This window comes from Arthrobacter sp. Y3223151 (assembly GCF_059091125.1).
In genome coordinates this window covers 1-17,026 of sequence record NZ_JBNHGI010000001.1, presented here as the reverse complement: position 1 = coordinate 17,026, position 17,026 = coordinate 1, and the positions used below count along the sequence as shown (strand labels likewise).

Sequence of the window (17,026 nt, the reverse complement as noted above, 5' to 3'; positions counted from 1 at the left end):
ATGCGTTACTCCGGGAACGCTGCCCCGAGCGCCGAGAGCACCCCGTAGGCCTTGGCGCGGACCTCGTCCCATTCGTCGTCGGGCACGGAATCGGCCGTGATGGCGCCGCCGACGCCCAGGCTCAACCGGTTGCCGTCCATCACGAGGGTGCGGATCACCACGGACAGGTCTGCGGCCCCGTCCAGCGAAAAGTAGCCCACGGCACCCGAGTAGACGCCGCGCGGTCCGGTCTCCAACCGGTCCAGGATGCCCATGGTGCTGATCTTCGGGGCGCCCGTCATCGATCCGGCGGGGAACGCCGCGGCCACGGCCTCCGCCCGCACCGCTCCGGGCAACAGCTGCGCGTCGATCGTGGACACCATCTGGTGCACCGTCGCGTAGGACTCGATGGCGCACAGCCGGCTGACCTGCAGCGAGCCCGGCACGGCAAAGTGGCTCAGGTCGTTGCGCAGCAGGTCCACGATCATGATGTTCTCAGCGCGGTCCTTCGCGCTGCCGGCGAGTTCCTCGACGACGGCGGCATCGGCGTCGGGATCCGGAAGGCGGCGCCGCGTGCCCTTGATCGGTTCGGCCCGCAGCCGGCCACCGGCGTCGAGGCCCAGGAACCGCTCGGGCGACGTGCTGGCCACCGTGAGCGGCCCGAACCGCAGGAGGCTGGCAAAGGGCGCGGGGTTGCGGCGGCGCAGGGCCAGATAGGTGTCCAGCGGGTCCAGCGGTTCCGCCACAGTCGCGTGCAGCTCCGTGGTCAGGCAGACCTCGTAGGTGTTGCCCTCGGTGATTTCCGCCTGCGCTTCCCGGATTTTGGCCAGGTAGGCCTCGCGCGTGTCGCGGGACCGGAATTCCGGTGCCTGTGGCGGCGCGGCCGGAGCCGGGGCGGGGCCGGCGGCCGCGGACAGGCCGCTGACCACCGCGCCGGCAGCGGCGAGCCAGGCGTCCGTGTCGTCCCCCGCGGACGGGCCGGCCAGGGCGAGCAGCCACGTGCACTGCCGCTCGTGGTCGAGCACGACGGCGCGGCCGGCGAACAGCAGCGCGGCATCCGGCGCCCCGTTCGGCACCCCGGCACCGACGTCCGAGCCCCCGGTCTCGCGCTTGAGCTCGTAGCCCAGGTAGCCCAGCCAGCCCAGGGCGAAGTTCCCGGGGACCCCGGCCGGCAGGGTGACGGTGCGGCGTCCCCACACGGTGTCCAGCCAGCGGAAGAAACCGCCACGGACCCGGGCTGTGGCGTTGCCCCGGCCGACCACGGTAGTGCCGCTGCGGTGCTCGGCCCAGGCGCCGAAGGCTCCGCCGTCGTCGGCCAGGACGCTGATCCGGTTGCGGTCGGCGGATTCACGGGTGTTGGAACTGTCCAGCCAGACGCTGCGGCGGGAGCCGGCGTACAGGCGCCGGTAGATTTCTTCGGCGTCCGGATAGGCGGCCAGGCGTTCGGCCACCAGGCGGACGCCCTCGCGGGCCGCGCGCTCCGGGGCCAGGGCGTGTTCGAGGGCGGGCACCGAGGCCAGCGCGTGGAGCACCTGCGCCGGATCGGTGCCGGAGGGACCGGATTCGACGACGACGTCGGCGGCCGCCGCGACGTCGTCGCCGGCCAGCCAGGCCTCTTCCTGCTCCGCCCAGACGTCCCAGAACGGTTCATACGTATCGCCGTCCCGGGACAGGGCCCGGGTGCGCCGGTCGGCGGAAGGCGCCTGCAGCCAGATCACGGCGTCGAGGAGCCCGCGGGCAGCGGCATGGGCGGCACCGACGCCCTCGAACACCACCACGTCGGCCGGCTCCGTGGTGCGGGAGGCGCCGTCGCCGTTGCCGTCCCAGTCCCAGGCGGTCCAGTGCGCGGTGTCCCCGGCGGCCAGGGGCCGCAGCACGGTTTCCAGATACCGCTGCTGCCCGCCGGCCAGGCCGTGCCAGCCGGGGTAGATGTCCTCCAGATGGAACAGCGATACCGTGCGGTGGACCCGCAGCATCGCTGCCAGTTCCACGGCCAGCGTGGTCTTGCCGGCCCCCGAGCGCCCGTCGACGGCGATCAGTACGGGCTTAGTGCGCACGGATTGCCCCGCATGCGGTCGCGGCGGCGGCCCGGGCCGGGGGATGTTCCCGGACCGGATCGCGGCGACAGGGGCTGCCGGTGCTGGCGGCGATGGTGCGGTACATGTCTTCGAGTCTATGAGAACCGGGCTACAGGAACGCCAGCATGAGGCCGACGGCGATGAACAGCGTGCCGAAGACCCGGTTCATCATCATCAGCCCGCGCGTGGTCCGGGTAAAGCGCTGGAAGGACCGGGCCGCGGCGGCGAAGAAGAACCACATCACGAGGATGTCCACCACCACCACGGTGGCGATCAGGACCAGGTACTGCGGCAGCTGGGGCTGGTCCAGCCGGATGAAGCCGGGCATGAAGGCCAGGAAGAAGACGATCGCCTTCGGGTTGAGCAGGTTGACCCAGAGGCCGCGCCGGAACATGGAGAAGGCGGGCTCGTTGCGCCGCGACTCTTCGATTTCCGCGCCGCCCGCCGGCTTGGCGAAGAACTGACGCAGGCCCAGGTAGATCAGGTACACCGCACCCGCGTACTTGATGGCGGCGAACAGCATCGGCGACGTGGACACCAGCAGGCCCAGGCCCAGCGCCACGATCACCACGTGGACGACCAGGGCGGCCTGCTGGCCCAGAATTCCCCAGATGGAACGGCGGAAGCCGGCGTTGAGCGAGTTGCTCATGGTGTTGATGGCGCCCGCGCCGGGGGTGAAGCTGATGACCAGCGTGGCGCCGAGCAGCGCCAGCCATAACGAGATTTGCACCAGATGATCCTACGGTGCGGCCCGGCGGGTTTCGGTCAGCGGGACTCGAGCACGGCCATGGCGGCGTTGTGGCCGCCTAGGCCGCTGACCCCGCCGCCGCGCCGCGCGCCGGCCCCGCAGAGCAGGATCCGCTCGTGCGCCGTGCCCACGCCCCAGCGCTGCGCCGGGGTGTCGAGCGGTTCGTCGTCTTCGGCGAACGGCCAGTCCAGGGGGCCGTGGAAGATGCTGCCGCCGGTCAGGTTCAGTTCCCGCTGGAGGTCCAGGGTGGTCTTGGTTTCGATGCACGGCTGTCCGCGTTGATCGCGCAGGATGCAGTCCTCGATCGGCTCGGCGAGCACGGAATTTAGCGAGGCGAGCACGGCGTCCTGCAGCCGCTGCCGCATCGCGTCGTTGTTCTCCTCGGTGATCAGCCGGTGCGGGGTCTGCAGCGTGAACACGGTGAGCGTGTGGGCCCCGGCGGCCTGCAGTTCCGGCGAGAGGATGGACGGGTCGGTCAAGGAGTGGCAGTAGATCTCGGCGGGCAGCGGATCCGGCACCCGGCCCGCGGCCGCTTCGGCGGCGGCCCCTTCCAGCTGCGAGTACAACTCGTTGATGTGGAAGGTGCCGCCGAACGCCGCCTCGGGCGCCACCGAGCCGTCCCGCAGCTTCGGCAGCCGGGACAGCAGCAGGTTCACCTTCGCCTGCGCGCCTTCCGGCGCCGCCTCCGGCCGGGTGGCCGGCCCGGCGCCGGCGGCGGCGAGCAGCCCGTTGAGCACGGCGGGGGAGACGTTGGCGAGCACGCGTTCCGCCGAGACGACGACGCCGCCCGCGCCGCCGTCGTCGTACGTCACCTCTCCCTCGGGGGAGACGGAGGTGACGCGCGCCCGGGGTTGCAGCTCCGCGCCGGCGCTGCGGGCCGCCTTTTCCAGCGCCGCGCTGACCGCACCCATGCCGCCTTCGGGCACGTCCCAGTCGCCGGTACCGCCGCCGATCACGTGGTAGAGGAAGCATTTGTTCTGCTGCAGCGAGGCGTCGTGGGCGCCGGCAAAGGTGCCGATCAGGGCGTCGGTGAGCACCACCCCGCGGACCAGGTCCGAGCCGAAACTGCGCTCGACCGCCTCGCCGATCGGCCGGTCGATGAAGTCGTGCCAGGCCTCGTCGTCGCCGACCCTGCCGCGCAGCTCGGAGCGGCGGGGCAGCGGTTCGGTGACGGAGGGCCAGAGGGCCCGGGCCAGCCGGTTGGTGCGCTGATAGAACCCGGTGAAGGGCTCGAAGTCGGTGGCCGCGCCCACGGCGGCGAAGGAGGAGCGGGTGGCGTCCGGGTCCTGGTTGTCCACCAGCAGGCCCGCCGCGGTCCCGGGCAGGGGCGTGTAGGACGAGAAGCGCCGGCGCAGCAGCCGCAGGTCCAGCCGCAGGTCGTCGATGATGCGCTGCGGCAGCAGGCTGACCAGGTAGGAATAGCGCGAGATGCGGGCCCCGGTGCCGGGAAAGACTTCCGCCGACACCGCGGCGCCGCCGACCTGGTCTTCGCGTTCGAGCACGAGCACGCTCCGCCCGGCGCGGGCGAGGTAGGCGGCCGCGACCAGGCCGTTGTGGCCGCCGCCGGCGATGACCACGTCGTAGTGTTCGGGCATGTCAGTCCTTCCGTCCAGCTGGCGGGATCAGGGTTTGCGGGCCAGGATCTCGCCGTTGGGAATCAGGAACCACGCATCCGGGGCAGCGGCCCACGTCAGCCACCCCCGGGCTATCCGTTCCAGCCCGGCCCGGTCGATCAGCCCCCGCTCCAGCGACTGTTCCGCGTAGCCGGAGTGCAGGACCCGCTCCGACCAGACCTCGCCCTGCCAGCGGCGCTGCTCCTCGGTGGCATACAGCCAGTTGGACGACGACGGCGTGATGTCGTGGAAGCCGGCCGCCTGCGCCCACGCGATGAGGTGCCGGCCGGCGTCCGGTTCGGCGCGGTTGCCGCGGGCGAGCTGCTGGTAGGTCTCCATCCAGTCGTCGAGTTCGGGCAGTTCCGGGTACCAGCTCATGCCGTGGAAGTCGGCGTCCCGGACGGCCACGATGCCGCCCGGCTTGACCACCCGCCGCATCTCGTAGAGCGCGGCGACCGGGTCGGTCAGGTGCTGGAGGACCTGGTGCGCGTGCACCACGTCGAAGGTGTCGTCATCGAACTCGAGGTCGTAGATGTTGCCCGCGACGAAGGTGGCGTTCTCGATCCCGCGCAGGGCGGCGAGTTCGGCCGCCTGGGTCAGGACATCGTCGGACCGGTCCAATCCGGTCACCTGTCCCGGGGCCACCCGCTCGGCCAAGTCAACGGTGATGCTGCCCGGGCCGCAGCCCACGTCCAGCAGCATCATCCCGGGCTTGAGCTCCGGCAGCAGGTAGGCCGCGCAGTCCTCGGCGGTCCGGATGGCATGGGCTTTGACCACGCTTTTGTGGTGTCCGTGGGAGTAGACCTCGTCCTTCATAGTGGGAGACTACTCCGGGCCCCCGCGGCCACGTAGCTGCCGTGCCGGAATGTTGCGCTATTTGTCGGCCGACGCGACTTCGGCCGACGTGACTTCGGCACAGGCGGTTTCGGTGGCGGCGATGATGTCCGCCAGGAACGCCGCGAGCCGCTGCCGGTCTTCCGCCGGATAGTCGGAGAGCACCCGGCCGATGTTGCGGGCCAGCGGTGCGAACATGGCGCCGCCGGTGGCGCGGGCCAGGTCCGTCAGCTCCAGGTGCACCTTGCGGCGGTCGGTGTCGCTGCGGGTGCGCTTCACGTGGCCGGAGCGGTCCAGCCGGTCCACCAGCGCGGTGGTCGCCGGCGAGCTGAGGTGCAGTTCGTTCCGCAGGCTGCCCGGAGTCACCGTGCGGCCGTCGGCGGCGGCCCGGACCATCGCGGCCAGGGCGTTGAGGTCGGTGCGGTGCAGGGCGTCCCGCTGGCTGACCGCTTCAATGTAGCGTTCGCTCTCCACGACGAACTGCTGCAGCAACAGCAGCAGCCGCTCTTCCTTGTGCGCCACGTTCCTCCCTCCGGCAACCTCTCCAAGGATAGTTCACCTGGGGCTTATCTCCACCGTGGAACTACTCTATAGTGGAGCTTGTTTTAGCCCGTCGACTGACAGAGGTTCGGTTTCCCATGGCCCGCTGGCTCAGAATGCTCCTGCCCGCCCTGGTGGCGGTTGCCTGGCTCGCCGCCGCGGGCCTGGGCGGACCGACCTTCGGCAAGCTCTCAGAGGTGTCCACCAACGACCAGGCGGGATTCCTTCCGGCCGGCGCCGAATCCACCGCCGCGGGCGACTGGCAGGAGCGGTTCCTGGACGCCGATGCGGTCCCGGCCATTGTCGTCGTCGAATTCGACGGCCCGCTCCAGCCGCAGCAGTTGGCGGAGTACGCCCCGCTGGCCGAACGGCTGTCGGATGCCGTCGGGCCGGGGGGAGGCGGCGCCGCCGGGGTGGTCGGCCCGATTCCGTCCGAAGACCTCGAAGCGCTGCAGTTCATCGTCCCGGTGCCCGAGGACCTGGATACCGGCGAGGTGGTCGCCGGCCTGCGCGCCGTGCTGGCTGCCGAGCTCCCGGCTTCCGCCACGGGCTATGTGACCGGACCGGCCGGGTTCATCGCCGATCTGGTGGATGCCTTCGGCGGCATCGACGGGCTCCTGCTGGCCGTGGCGCTGGGCGCCGTGTTCGTCATCCTGCTGCTGGTCTACCGCGCGGTCCTGCTGCCGTTTTTGGTCCTGCTCACCTCCGTGTTCGCCCTCTGCACGGCCATCCTCGTGGTGTACTGGTTCGCCCTGCAGGGCTGGATCCAGCTCAGCGGGCAGAGCCAGGGGATCCTGTTCATCCTGGTGATCGGCGCCGCCACCGACTACGCCCTGCTGCTGACGGCCCGCTACCGCGAGGCGCTGGGCGGGCAGGAGTCGAAATGGGCGGCGATGAGAACCGCCTACCGGGGTTCGGTCGAGCCGATCGCCGCCTCCGGGGCCACGGTGATCCTGGCCCTGCTCTGCCTGCTGTTCTCGGACCTCAACTCCAACCGCAGCCTCGGGCCGATCGCCGCGATCGGCATCGTGTTCGCCGTACTGGCCGCGCTGACCTTCCTGCCCGCCGTGCTGCTGCTGGCCGGCCGCGCCGCCTTCTGGCCGATCGTGCCCCGCCCCGGCCACCACCTGCACCGCGCGCGGCCCGACCGCCCCGTGGCCGGCACCGAGGGCCTGCGCGGGCTCTGGCTGCAGGTGGCCCGGCTGGTTGCCCGCAGGCCGCGGGTGACTTGGCTGGCTTCGGTGCTGGTCCTGGTGGCCGGGGCGCTGGGCGTGCTGCAACTGCAGGCCCACGGCGTGCCGCAGTCGGAGCTGGTCATGGTGCAGACCGATTCCGCCGACGGGCAGGAGGCCTTGGGCCGGCACTTCGACGCCGGCACCGGCAGCCCCGCCGTCGTCGTCGCCGATGCCGCCGTGCGGGACGAGGTGCTGGACGTGGTCAGCGACCAGGAGGGCGTGGCGTCCGCGGAGTTTTACACCCGCGGCGACGCGGTGGTGGAACTGGACGGCCGGGTGCTGATCAATGCCACGCTTTGGGACGTGCCGGACTCCGAAGCCGCCGAGGGCACCGTTGCCGACCTGCGCGGGGCGCTGGACGGCGCCGATCCGAGCGCGCTGGTCGGCGGCGTCACCGCGGTGGCGCTGGATACCAACCTGACGGCGCAGGCCGACCTGCTGAAGATCACCCCGATGGTGCTGGGCGTCATCCTGCTCATCCTGATCCTGCTGCTGCGCTCGATCCTGGCCCCGGTGCTGCTGGTCCTGTCCGTGGCGCTGTCCTACCTCACGGCCCTGGGAGTCTCGGCGTGGGTTTTCAACCATGTCTTCGGCTTCCCGGGGGCGGATGCGTCGGTGCCGCTGTTCGGCTTCGTGTTCCTGGTGGCGCTGGGCATCGACTACAACATCTTCCTGATGACCCGGGTGCGCGAGGAGTCCCTGCGGCTGGGCACCCGGCCCGGCATCCTGCGGGGGCTGGGCACCACCGGCGGCGTCATCACCTCGGCCGGGGTGGTGCTGGCGGCGACCTTCGCCGCGCTCGCGGTGATCCCGATCCTGTTCTTGGTCCAGCTGGCGTTCATCGTGGCGTTCGGTGTCCTGCTGGACACGGTCCTGGTGCGGTCGCTGCTGATCCCGGCACTTTCCTACGACCTCGGACCGAAAATCTGGTGGCCGGCCAGGCTGTCCCGGCGGGGCCTCTCGCGGGACACGGCGGAGCAGAACTTGAGTCCAGCACGCTCAACTTGATTGACAAAGTCCGTCGCCCGAGTAAACTTGAGTGCAGAAGGCTCACATCGGCTGCCGCTCATGCGGTGCCGCCCGGGTACGCCCGGGATGTCGGGCTGCAACAGTAATCAAGGCCGCGAAAGCTGCCGCAAAGGAAGGACACGCGTATGTCTCGTGCAGTAGGTATCGACCTCGGAACCACCAACTCCGTTGTTTCTGTTCTGGAGGGTGGCGAACCCACCGTCATCGCCAACGCCGAGGGTGGCCGCACCACGCCGTCCGTCGTCGCGTTCTCCAAGTCGGGCGAGGTGCTGGTCGGCGAGATCGCCAAGCGCCAGGCCGTGAACAACATCGAGCGCACCATCGCCTCGGTCAAGCGCCACATGGGTACCGACTGGAAGGTCGAGATCGACGGCAAGAACTACACCGCACAGGAAATCTCGGCCCGTGTGCTGCAGAAGCTTAAGCACGACGCCGAGTCCTACCTGGGCGAGAAGGTCACCGACGCGGTGATCACCGTGCCGGCGTACTTCAACGACGCCGAGCGCCAGTCCACCAAGGAAGCCGGCGAGATTGCCGGCCTGAACGTCCTGCGCATCGTCAACGAGCCGACCGCCGCCGCGCTGGCCTACGGCCTGGACAAGGGTAAGGAAGACGAACTCATTTTGGTCTTTGACCTCGGCGGCGGCACCTTCGACGTGTCCCTGCTGGAAGTCGGCAAGGACGAGGACGAGTTCTCCACCATCCAGGTCCGCGCCACCTCGGGCGACAACCGCCTCGGCGGCGATGACTGGGACCAGCGCGTGGTGGACTTCCTGCTGCAGCAGGCCAAGGCCAAGGGCGCCGACCTGTCCAAGGACAAGATCGCCCTGCAGCGCCTGAAGGAAGCGGCCGAGCAGGCCAAGAAGGAACTGTCCTCCGCCTCCTCCACCAACATCTCGCTGCAGTACCTCTCGGTCACGCCGGAGGGCCCGGTGCACCTGGACGAGCACCTCAGCCGTGCGAAGTTCCAGGACCTCACCAAGGACCTGCTGGACCGGACCAAGAAGCCGTTCCACGACGTCATCACGGAAGCCGGCATCAAGGTTTCCGACATCGACCACATCGTCCTGGTCGGCGGTTCCACCCGCATGCCGGCCGTCGTCGAACTGGTCAAGGAAATGGCCGGCGGCAAGGAGCCGAACAAGGGCGTGAACCCGGACGAGGTCGTGGCCGTGGGCGCAGCCCTGCAGGCCGGCGTCCTGAAGGGCGAGCGCAAGGACGTGCTGCTGATCGACGTCACCCCGCTGTCGCTGGGCATCGAGACCAAGGGCGGCATCATGACGCACCTGATCGAGCGCAACACCGCGATCCCGACCAAGCGGTCCGAGACCTTCACCACCGCCGATGACAACCAGCCGTCGGTGGCCATCCAGGTCTTCCAGGGCGAGCGCGAGTTCACCCGCGACAACAAGCCGCTGGGCACCTTCGAGCTGACCGGCATCGCGCCGGCGCCGCGCGGCGTGCCGCAGGTCGAGGTCACCTTCGACATCGACGCCAACGGCATTGTGCACGTGTCCGCCAAGGACAAGGGCACCGGCGCCGAGCAGTCGATGACCATCACCGGCGGCACCGCGCTGTCCAAGGACGACATCGACCGCATGGTGCGGGAGGCCGAAGAGCACGCCGCCGAGGACAAGAAGCGCCGCGAGGCCGCCGACGTCCGCAACTCGGCCGAGCAGCTGGCCTACTCCGTGGACAAGCTGCTCGCCGACAACGACGACAAGCTGCCCGAAGAGGTCAAGACCGAAGTCAAGGCCGACGTCGACGCCCTGAAGTCCGCCCTGGAAAAGCAGGACAACGACGACGAGGTCAAGGCCGCGTTCGAGAAGCTGCAGGCATCCCAGACCAAGCTGGGCGAGGCCATCTACTCGCAGGCGCAGGCCTCCGGCGCGGCCGGTGACGGTGCAGCCGCCGGTGACGGTTCCGCCGAGGCCGGCTCCGGCGCGGCCGACGAGGACATTGTGGACGCCGAAGTGGTCGACGAAGACGAGAAGAAGTAACCATGGCCGAAAAGGGTAACGAAGAAGAACACCAGAGCGAGCCGGTGAACTTCCGCGACAACCGCAAGATCGATCCGGAAACCGGACAGGTCCGTGGCGCCGCGGGAGCCACCGGGAACGCCGGGCAGGCCGCTGGAGATACCTCCGCGGCCGGCCAGGGCGCCGACGCCGACGCGCTGGCCCAGGCGGAGCAGATCCTGAACGGGGCCGAGGTCCCGGCGGGGGAATCTGTTGCCCAGGGGACCATGTCGCAGGAAGCCGAGGAGCTGAAGAACGATCTGCTCCGGCTGCAGGCGGAGTACGTGAACTACCGCAAGCGGGTGGAACGCGACCGCGCCGTGGCCGGCGAGATGGCCGTCATCGGCGTGCTGAACTCGCTGCTGCCCGTCCTGGACGACATCGACGCGGCGCGCCAGCACGGCGATCTCGCGGACGGACCGTTCGCGGCCATTGCCGCCAAGCTGGACGGCGTGCTCAAGACCTACGGCCTGGCCCGCATCGAGGAGACCGGCGTCGAATTCGACCCGAACATCCACGAGGCCTTGATGCAGCAGCCCGACGCCGAGGTGGAAATAGACACCGTCAGCCAGGTCCTGCGCCTGGGCTACAGGGCCGGCGACCGCGTGCTACGCGCCGCCCAGGTAGTGGTAGCCGTACCGGCGGAATGACACAGGCAGGGGGCGCCCCGGCGCCCAGCCGCAGATGACGGGTTGGCCTCCGGACCGCCGGAGGCCAACCCGTCATCGTCCGGGGCTCCCGTGCCCATAGACTTTGTGACAACTGAAAGGAGGCGCCTGCATGGCTAGCCAGGACTGGGTCGAAAAGGACTTCTACAAGATCCTCGGTGTCTCCAAGGACGCGTCCGATGCGGACATCAAGAAGGCGTACCGCAAGCTCGCGCGGACCCACCATCCGGATACCAACCGGGGGGATGAAGGTTCGGAAAAGAAGTTCAAGGACATCTCCGAGGCCTACTCGGTCCTCTCTGACCCGGGGGAGCGCGAGCAGTACGACGCGATCCGCGCCATGGGCAGCGGTGCGCGCTTCAGCGCCGGGGGACCCGGCAGCGCCGGCGGGCCGGGCGCAGGCGGTTTCGAGGACATCTTCGGCAACCTGTTCGGCCAAAGTACCCGCACCCGCGCCGGCTCCGGGGGCACCGTGCCGCCGGAGTTCGCCGATCTGTTCGGCGGGTTCGGCGGTTTCCCGCAGCAGCAGCCGCCGCGCAGGGGCGCCGACCGCACCGCGACCACCAGCATTTCCTTCGCCGGTTCCATCAACGGCACCACCATCGGGTTGCGCGAGCCCAGCGGCGAGGTGATTGACGTGCGGATCCCGGCCGGGATTAAAGACGGCCAGAAGGTCCGCGTCCGCGGCAAGGGCCAGGCCGGCCCCGCCGGCGCGGGCGACCTGATGGTGACCGTCAACGTCAAGCCACACCCGTTCTTCCAGCGCGACGGCGACAACATCAGGATCCACGTCCCGGTCACGTTCCCGGAGGCCGCGCTGGGCGCGCAGATCGACGTGCCGACCCTGACCGGCGAATTCGTCAAGGTCAAGATCCCGGCAGGGACACCCTCCGGCCGGACGCTCCGCGTGAAGGGACGCGGGGTGAAGACCTCGAAGAACACCGGCGACCTGCTCGTGACCATCGACGTGGTGGTCCCGCAGAACCTTGGGAAAGAGGCCGAAGACGCAGTCAACGCTTTTGCGGCGGCGACCGCCGGGTCCGACCCGCGCGGAAACCTTGCCGCCAAGGCCAGGCTGTAGCGGGACGTTACGACAGGTCGGGACAGCCCGGACGGGAAACGCGCGAAGCGCAGGAGGGAGAGCACCATGAGCATCGATATGAACGCGCCGATCTTCGTGATTTCGGTGGCGGCCGAACTGGCGGACATGCACCCGCAGACCCTGCGCCAGTACGACCGTCTCGGCCTGGTCTCTCCGTCGCGCCAGCGGGGCAGGCAGCGCCGCTATTCGCAGAAGGACGTCAACACCCTGCGCGAGGTCCAGCGGCTGTCCCAGGAAGGCGTCTCGCTGGAAGGGATCAAGCGCATCCTCCAGCTGGAAAACGAGGTCGCCGCCCTCAAGGCCCAGGTCCGGGACCTCTCCGAGGAACTGATGGCCCGGCAGCGCCGGGGCACCGACTCCAGCCGGGTGTTCGCCGCCGGCCTCGCCGGCGACGTGGTGACGCTGGCCCGCGGCCAGCGGCCGCGTCCGCGCAGCCAGGCGCTGATGGTCTGGCGTCCGCAGCGCTGAACGCCCGGCCTGCGCCCGTGATCGGACGCCCGCAGCTGCCGGCCCCGGGCTGCCGGCCTGGGGCGGGCGGCTGCGGGCAGGATGGCGGCGTGGAGCTACTTGATCATTTCGCCGTCGGGGGCGACCACATACCAGACGTCGTTCACGCCCTGTCCGGTCGTGTCTCCCGGCGCCTTGTCCTGCGCCCAGTAGTAGATGGGCATGCCGTTCAGTGTCACCTGCTGTTGCCCGTCCGGAGTGTCGATGAGGCCCACATCCGCGGTGACCCCGTCGAGTTCCGGCTCTTCCTCGGCCAGGACGGGCGGCCACGCGGCCAGGCAGTCGCCCGTGCAGGCGCTCTCGCCTGAGTCCGGGACGTCTTTGGTGAAGTAGTAAACGGTCATGCCTTCGCCGTCCACCACGATGTCGCCCAGGTCGGATTCGGCCGTGGTCAGGGTAGAGGCGGCGCCGGATGCCTGCCCGCCGCCGGTCTCCCCGCCGTCTGTCTCCGACGCCGCCGGCGTGGTCATTCCGGGGGCGCCCGTCGTCGGCGCCTCGCCTGCCGGCGGTGCCTCCGGGCCGGCAGGCGTTTCCGTACCCGAGCCGCCGCCGCAGCCGGCGAGGCCCAGCATGGCGGCGGCCAGCATAGCCGTCGCGGCTGTCTGTGTGATCTTCATGAGGGTTCCTTTGCCGTCTCCCGGGCGGGGCCCGGAGCGTCGTGCCGCGGGGCGCGGCCCGCTATTGGCAAAGACGCCGGCCGCGCCCACAATGGTTCAACGTCAGGCGGGGTGGATCCCGCGGGCTGGATGAACCGGAACGCCGCCGCCGTCGTCGTACCCGGTAGGACGCCGCGTGGAACGCTGCGCGGGGACGTTCTGCCGCCGGTGGGGCGGCCGGGGCTGCCGGGAGGAAGGAGGCGGCCGTGGCATTGGACGACGAGGCCGTGGCCCGCCTCTACCGCGACCATGCCACGGCGCTGCGCCGGTTCGTGCGCGCCGCGACCTCCGACGCGGACCAGGTGGAGGACGTGGTGCAGGAGACGATCCTGCGGGTGTGGAAGCGCGGCCCGGAAACCGACAACATGCGCGGCTACCTCTACCAAACCGCCCGTCACGTCATTATCGACGGCTACCGGCGCCGCGCCCGGCGGCCGGGCGAGACCGGCCTGGGCGAGGACGAGCCCGCCAGCGAAGAAGACCAGTTGGAGCGGCTCCTGCTCCGCGTGGTCATGGAGGAAGCGCTGGCACGCATCAGCCCCGAGCACCGCAACATCATCCTCGCCCTGCACTACCAGCGGCTCACGTCGTCCGAAGCCGCCCGGTCGCTGGGCATTCCGCTGGGCACGGTGAAGTCGCGGGCGTTCTACGCGGCCAAGGCCCTGCGCGCCGTGCTGGACGAGATGGGGGTGGGGCAGCCGTGAACGCCAACGAGGAACTGCACCAACTGCTCGGCCTCTATGTGCTGGGCGGGCTGGACCGCCGGGAGCGGGCGGAATTCGAAGAACACCTGGCCTCCTGCCCCCAGTGCCGCCGGGAGGCCGCGGAGCTGGAAACGCTGCCCGACCTGCTGGATGCGCTGCCGCGCGAGGCCGCGTTGGAGCTGGCGGCGCCGCCGCAGCACGAAGTGGAGGAACGCACCCGGGAACTGGTGGGTGAACTGGCCCGCCGGCGGCGGAAAGAGCGACGGCGGTGGGCCGGCTTGGTGGCGGCAGCGGCGGGCGTGTGCCTGGTCGCAGGGGCGGCCATCGGGCCGCTGCTGACCCAGCAGCAGCCGCCGGCGACGGAGAGTTATGTGATGACCGCCGGCGGCGGCCTGCAACTGGAGCTGGCGCTGGTGCACAAGGCCTGGGGCACCGAGATGCGGGTAGCCGGGGAGCAGCTGCCCCGGGACGGCCTGCTCACCCTGTGGGTGACCGGAGACACCGGGTACACCTATCAGGTGGCATCCTGGCAGGCGACGCCGGCGGGCCGCGCCACGCTCACCGCAGCCTGCGCCATGGCCACCGACGAGATCGTCCAGGTGGAACTGCGCAACGGGGCGGACGCAACGCTGGCGGCCGTGGCCACGGACTGAGCGGGAGGCCCGGCAGCCCGGCCCCGGACATCAGTTCCGGCGGTAGGCGAGGTCGAAGATCAGCCGGCCTGCGTCGTGGGCCTTCTGCTCGAAGCTGGTCATGGTCCGGCCGTCGAAGCGGGGCGCCCAGCCGCCGTGCTCGTCCATGCCTTCACCGGTGCTGGCGTTGCCGGTACTGACCGGGATCTTGCCTTCGCGCACCGGGGCGCCGCCCACTACGCCTTCCACGCCGCTTTCCCAGACCTGGGTCAACGGGCTGTCCTTGCCGGTGCGCTCGCCGGCATGCAGGTTGCGGAAGTCCGCCGAGGCATCCGCGACGCGGCGCATCTGGATCGCGTAGTCGGACCAGTCGGTGGCCAACCGCCAGATCCCGCCCGGCTGCAGGACGCGGGCGGCGAGGTCCGCGAAGCTTTCCTGCACCAGCCGCCGCTTGTGGTGGCGGGTCTTGTGCCACGGGTCGGGAAAGAACACCCAGAGTTCGGCCACCGAGGACTCTGGCAGCATGGTCGCGAGGGCGTCAGGCGCGTTGACCTGCACCACCCGCACGTTGGACAGGCCGTGCTGGCCGATCCGCAGCAGGGTCTGCGCCAGCCCCGGCCGGTAGACCTCCAGGGCCAGGAAGTTCCACTCCGGATGCTGCTCCGCGGCATGGCAGACGGCCTCGCCGAGGCCGGATCCGATCTCCACCACGAGGGGCGCCTCGCGTCCGAATGCCGCCGCCGGGTCGAAGACATAGTCCGGGTCCACGGTGGTGTCGCCGCCGTGGCGCGGGAGGTCCACGGCGAACGTGGGGCCGTAGTCGTCCCAGGCCTGCTGGCGGCGGCCCTGCAGCCGTGAGCCGCGGCGCACAAAGCTGACTGGGCGGGCGAGGTGGGTGGGCTGCGTGCGGCGCGCACCGTCGTCGTTCGCGGGAAAATCAGGGGTGGGGGAGTCGCTGGTCATCCCCACCAGAGTATCGCCCGTGCGCGGGCCGCCCGGACGTGCTGCTAGACTGGTGCTACTCGGAGGCGCAGTTTAACGCGTTTCCCTGCGTCGATGAACGCTTTCAATTGCGCCGCCGCTTTCCGTCTAACGACGTGACCGGACAGGTCCGGGCGGTTGGCACTGTCTGATTTTTCTTCGGCGACCCTGGGCTAACCTGCCGCGGGGACACTGACCGGAAGACATTCTCACTTTCTTATGACTACTTTTGTTGCCCTTGGCGTGCCCAAGGCCCTTGCTTCGAAGCTCGCTGCCACTGGCATTGACGCCCCGTTCCCCATTCAGACCGAGACGCTGCCCGATACGCTGGCCGGCCGGGACGTGCTGGGCCGCGGCCGCACCGGCTCCGGCAAGACGCTCGCGTTCGCGCTGCCGCTGGTCGCCAGGCTCGCCGAGCGCGAGGCCGCCCATTTCCGCAAACCCGGACGCCCGCTGGGCCTGGTCTTGGCGCCGACCCGTGAGCTGGCCACCCAGCTCAACAACACCATTGAGCCGCTGGCGGCCGAGCTGGGCCTGAACACCACGGTGATCTACGGCGGCGTCTCGCAGCAACGCCAGGAAAAGGCGCTGCGCGCCGGCGTCGACATTGTGATTGCCTGCCCGGGCCGGCTCGAAGACCTGATGAAGCAGAAGATCATCACGCTGGAATCGGTGGAAATCACCGTCCTGGACGAGGCCGACCACATGGCGGACCTGGGCTTCCTGCCCGTCGTGAAGAAGCTGCTGGACACGACCCCGGCGGGCGGGCAGCGCATGCTGTTCTCCGCGACCCTGGACAACGGCGTGGACAAGCTGGTGCAGCGTTACCTGTCCAGCCCCCTGACCCACTCCGTGGACGACCCGCAGGCCGCGGTCACCACCATGGAACACCACGTGCTGGTGACCCGCGATGCCTCCGAAAAGAAGCAGGTGCTCAACCGGCTGGCCGCCGGCGCCGGGCGCCGCGTGCTGTTCACCCGCACCAAGCACCACGCCCGCAAGCTGGCCAAGGCCCTCACCGCCGCCGGCATCCCGGCGGTGGACCTGCACGGGAACCTGTCGCAGAACGCCCGCGACCGCAACCTCGCCGAGTTCTCCTCCGGCCATGTGCGCGTGCTGGTCGCCACGGACGTGGCCGCCCGCGGCGTGCACGTGGACGAGGTGGAACTGGTGATCCACGTGGATCCGCCCACCGAACACAAGGCGTACCTGCACCGTTCCGGCCGCACCGCCCGCGCCGGTTCCGACGGCACCGTCGTGACCCTGGCGCTGCCGGAACAGCGGCTGGAAGTCGGCAAGCTGATGAAGGCCGCCGGCGTGGACGTCGCCTTCGAAAGCGTCACCGCGTCCTCGGAACTGCTGGCGAAACTGGTGGGCGAGGTGGCCGCACCGGTCGATCCGCAGTTGCGGGCCCAGCAGCAGGCAGCGAACCTGCCGCAGCACGGCGGCGGCACCTCCACCGGCGCCAACGCCCAGCGCAAGCGGGCCATGCGGTCCGGCGGTAGCCGTGGCGGACGGACCCGTACCGGTGAAGCCCGCCAGGCCTCCGGCGCCGCACGCGCCGGCGGTCCGGAGAACGGCCAGCGCCAGCCGGCCCGCGGCGAAAACCGCGGCCAGGCCGGCAGGGACGTTGCGGCCCGCAGCCACGGCAGCCACCGCAGCGCCGCCGGGGCGGAGTCCGCCGGGCGCCGCGGCCAGTCGG

At 70.3% G+C, this 17,026-nt stretch carries 15 protein-coding genes; 8 read left to right on the top strand and 7 right to left on the bottom strand.

All coding sequences use genetic code 11. The annotated features are described in order from the left end of the window. Positions 1 to 5 precede the first annotated feature (5 nt). The 5 genes from pabB to AC5RUP_RS00055 form a co-directional block, all read right to left on the bottom strand. On the bottom strand, positions 6 to 2,036 hold the full coding sequence (pabB, locus tag AC5RUP_RS00075; RefSeq protein ID WP_494158175.1) for an aminodeoxychorismate synthase component I: 2,031 nt from the start codon (positions 2,034 to 2,036) through the stop codon (positions 6 to 8). A 130-nt stretch (positions 2,037 to 2,166) separates the two neighbouring features. Continuing rightward, entirely contained in the window at positions 2,167 to 2,787 is a 621-nt protein-coding gene (locus AC5RUP_RS00070) for a LysE family transporter (protein WP_494155256.1), read from the bottom strand. A 35-nt stretch (positions 2,788 to 2,822) separates the two neighbouring features. Further along, positions 2,823 to 4,400, bottom strand: a complete 1,578-nt coding sequence (locus tag AC5RUP_RS00065; protein WP_494158174.1) for a phytoene desaturase family protein — start codon at positions 4,398 to 4,400, stop codon at positions 2,823 to 2,825. 27 nt (positions 4,401 to 4,427) lie between these two features. Continuing rightward, positions 4,428 to 5,234: a class I SAM-dependent methyltransferase gene (locus AC5RUP_RS00060; RefSeq protein ID WP_494000697.1), complete on the bottom strand. Its 807-nt coding sequence runs from the start codon at positions 5,232 to 5,234 to the stop codon at positions 4,428 to 4,430. Positions 5,235 to 5,291: 57 nt separating this feature from the next. Next, entirely contained in the window at positions 5,292 to 5,774 is a 483-nt protein-coding gene (locus AC5RUP_RS00055) for a MarR family winged helix-turn-helix transcriptional regulator (protein ID WP_494154853.1), read from the bottom strand. 116 nt (positions 5,775 to 5,890) lie between these two features. On the opposite strand from AC5RUP_RS00055, the gene AC5RUP_RS00050 reads away from it, so the two are divergent. The 5 genes from AC5RUP_RS00050 (at position 5,891) to AC5RUP_RS00030 (ending at position 12,312) form a co-directional block, all read left to right on the top strand. Continuing rightward, positions 5,891 to 8,035 (top strand): MMPL family transporter, encoded by a 2,145-nt coding sequence (locus AC5RUP_RS00050; RefSeq protein WP_494158173.1) that lies wholly within the window; start codon positions 5,891 to 5,893, stop codon positions 8,033 to 8,035. A gap of 146 nt (positions 8,036 to 8,181) precedes the next feature. Beyond that, positions 8,182 to 10,056, top strand: a complete 1,875-nt coding sequence (dnaK, locus tag AC5RUP_RS00045) for a molecular chaperone DnaK (RefSeq protein WP_494064925.1) — start codon at positions 8,182 to 8,184, stop codon at positions 10,054 to 10,056. A 2-nt stretch (positions 10,057 to 10,058) separates the two neighbouring features. Beyond that, positions 10,059 to 10,724 carry a nucleotide exchange factor GrpE gene (locus AC5RUP_RS00040; protein ID WP_494154583.1) on the top strand — a complete coding sequence of 222 codons (666 nt, stop codon included), beginning with the start codon at positions 10,059 to 10,061 and terminating at the stop codon, positions 10,722 to 10,724. 130 nt (positions 10,725 to 10,854) lie between these two features. Beyond that, positions 10,855 to 11,823, top strand: coding sequence for a DnaJ C-terminal domain-containing protein (locus AC5RUP_RS00035; RefSeq protein ID WP_494132248.1), 969 nt, complete (start codon positions 10,855 to 10,857; stop codon positions 11,821 to 11,823). Between the two features lie 66 nt (positions 11,824 to 11,889). After that, entirely contained in the window at positions 11,890 to 12,312 is a 423-nt protein-coding gene (locus AC5RUP_RS00030; RefSeq protein WP_493978112.1) for a heat shock protein transcriptional repressor HspR, read from the top strand. A gap of 95 nt (positions 12,313 to 12,407) precedes the next feature. On the opposite strand, the gene AC5RUP_RS00025 is transcribed toward AC5RUP_RS00030, so the two are convergent. Further along, positions 12,408 to 12,968 (bottom strand): COG4315 family predicted lipoprotein, encoded by a 561-nt coding sequence (locus tag AC5RUP_RS00025; RefSeq protein WP_494158172.1) that lies wholly within the window; start codon positions 12,966 to 12,968, stop codon positions 12,408 to 12,410. Between the two features lie 245 nt (positions 12,969 to 13,213). Between AC5RUP_RS00025 and AC5RUP_RS00020 the strand changes: the two genes are divergently transcribed. Further along, positions 13,214 to 13,711: a sigma-70 family RNA polymerase sigma factor gene (locus tag AC5RUP_RS00020; RefSeq protein ID WP_494132246.1), complete on the top strand. Its 498-nt coding sequence runs from the start codon at positions 13,214 to 13,216 to the stop codon at positions 13,709 to 13,711. Next, positions 13,708 to 14,364, top strand: a complete 657-nt coding sequence (locus tag AC5RUP_RS00015; RefSeq protein WP_494154772.1) for an anti-sigma factor family protein — start codon at positions 13,708 to 13,710, stop codon at positions 14,362 to 14,364. Before AC5RUP_RS00020 ends, AC5RUP_RS00015 begins: the two co-directional genes overlap by 4 nt. A gap of 30 nt (positions 14,365 to 14,394) precedes the next feature. Here the strand turns inward: AC5RUP_RS00015 and trmB are convergent, their stop codons facing one another. Then, positions 14,395 to 15,306, bottom strand: a complete 912-nt coding sequence (trmB, locus tag AC5RUP_RS00010) for a tRNA (guanosine(46)-N7)-methyltransferase TrmB (RefSeq protein ID WP_494154773.1) — start codon at positions 15,304 to 15,306, stop codon at positions 14,395 to 14,397. 237 nt (positions 15,307 to 15,543) lie between these two features. Between trmB and AC5RUP_RS00005 the strand changes: the two genes are divergently transcribed. Continuing rightward, positions 15,544 to 17,026 (top strand): DEAD/DEAH box helicase (locus tag AC5RUP_RS00005; RefSeq protein WP_494158171.1); only part of this gene is annotated, 1,483 nt, incomplete at its 3' end.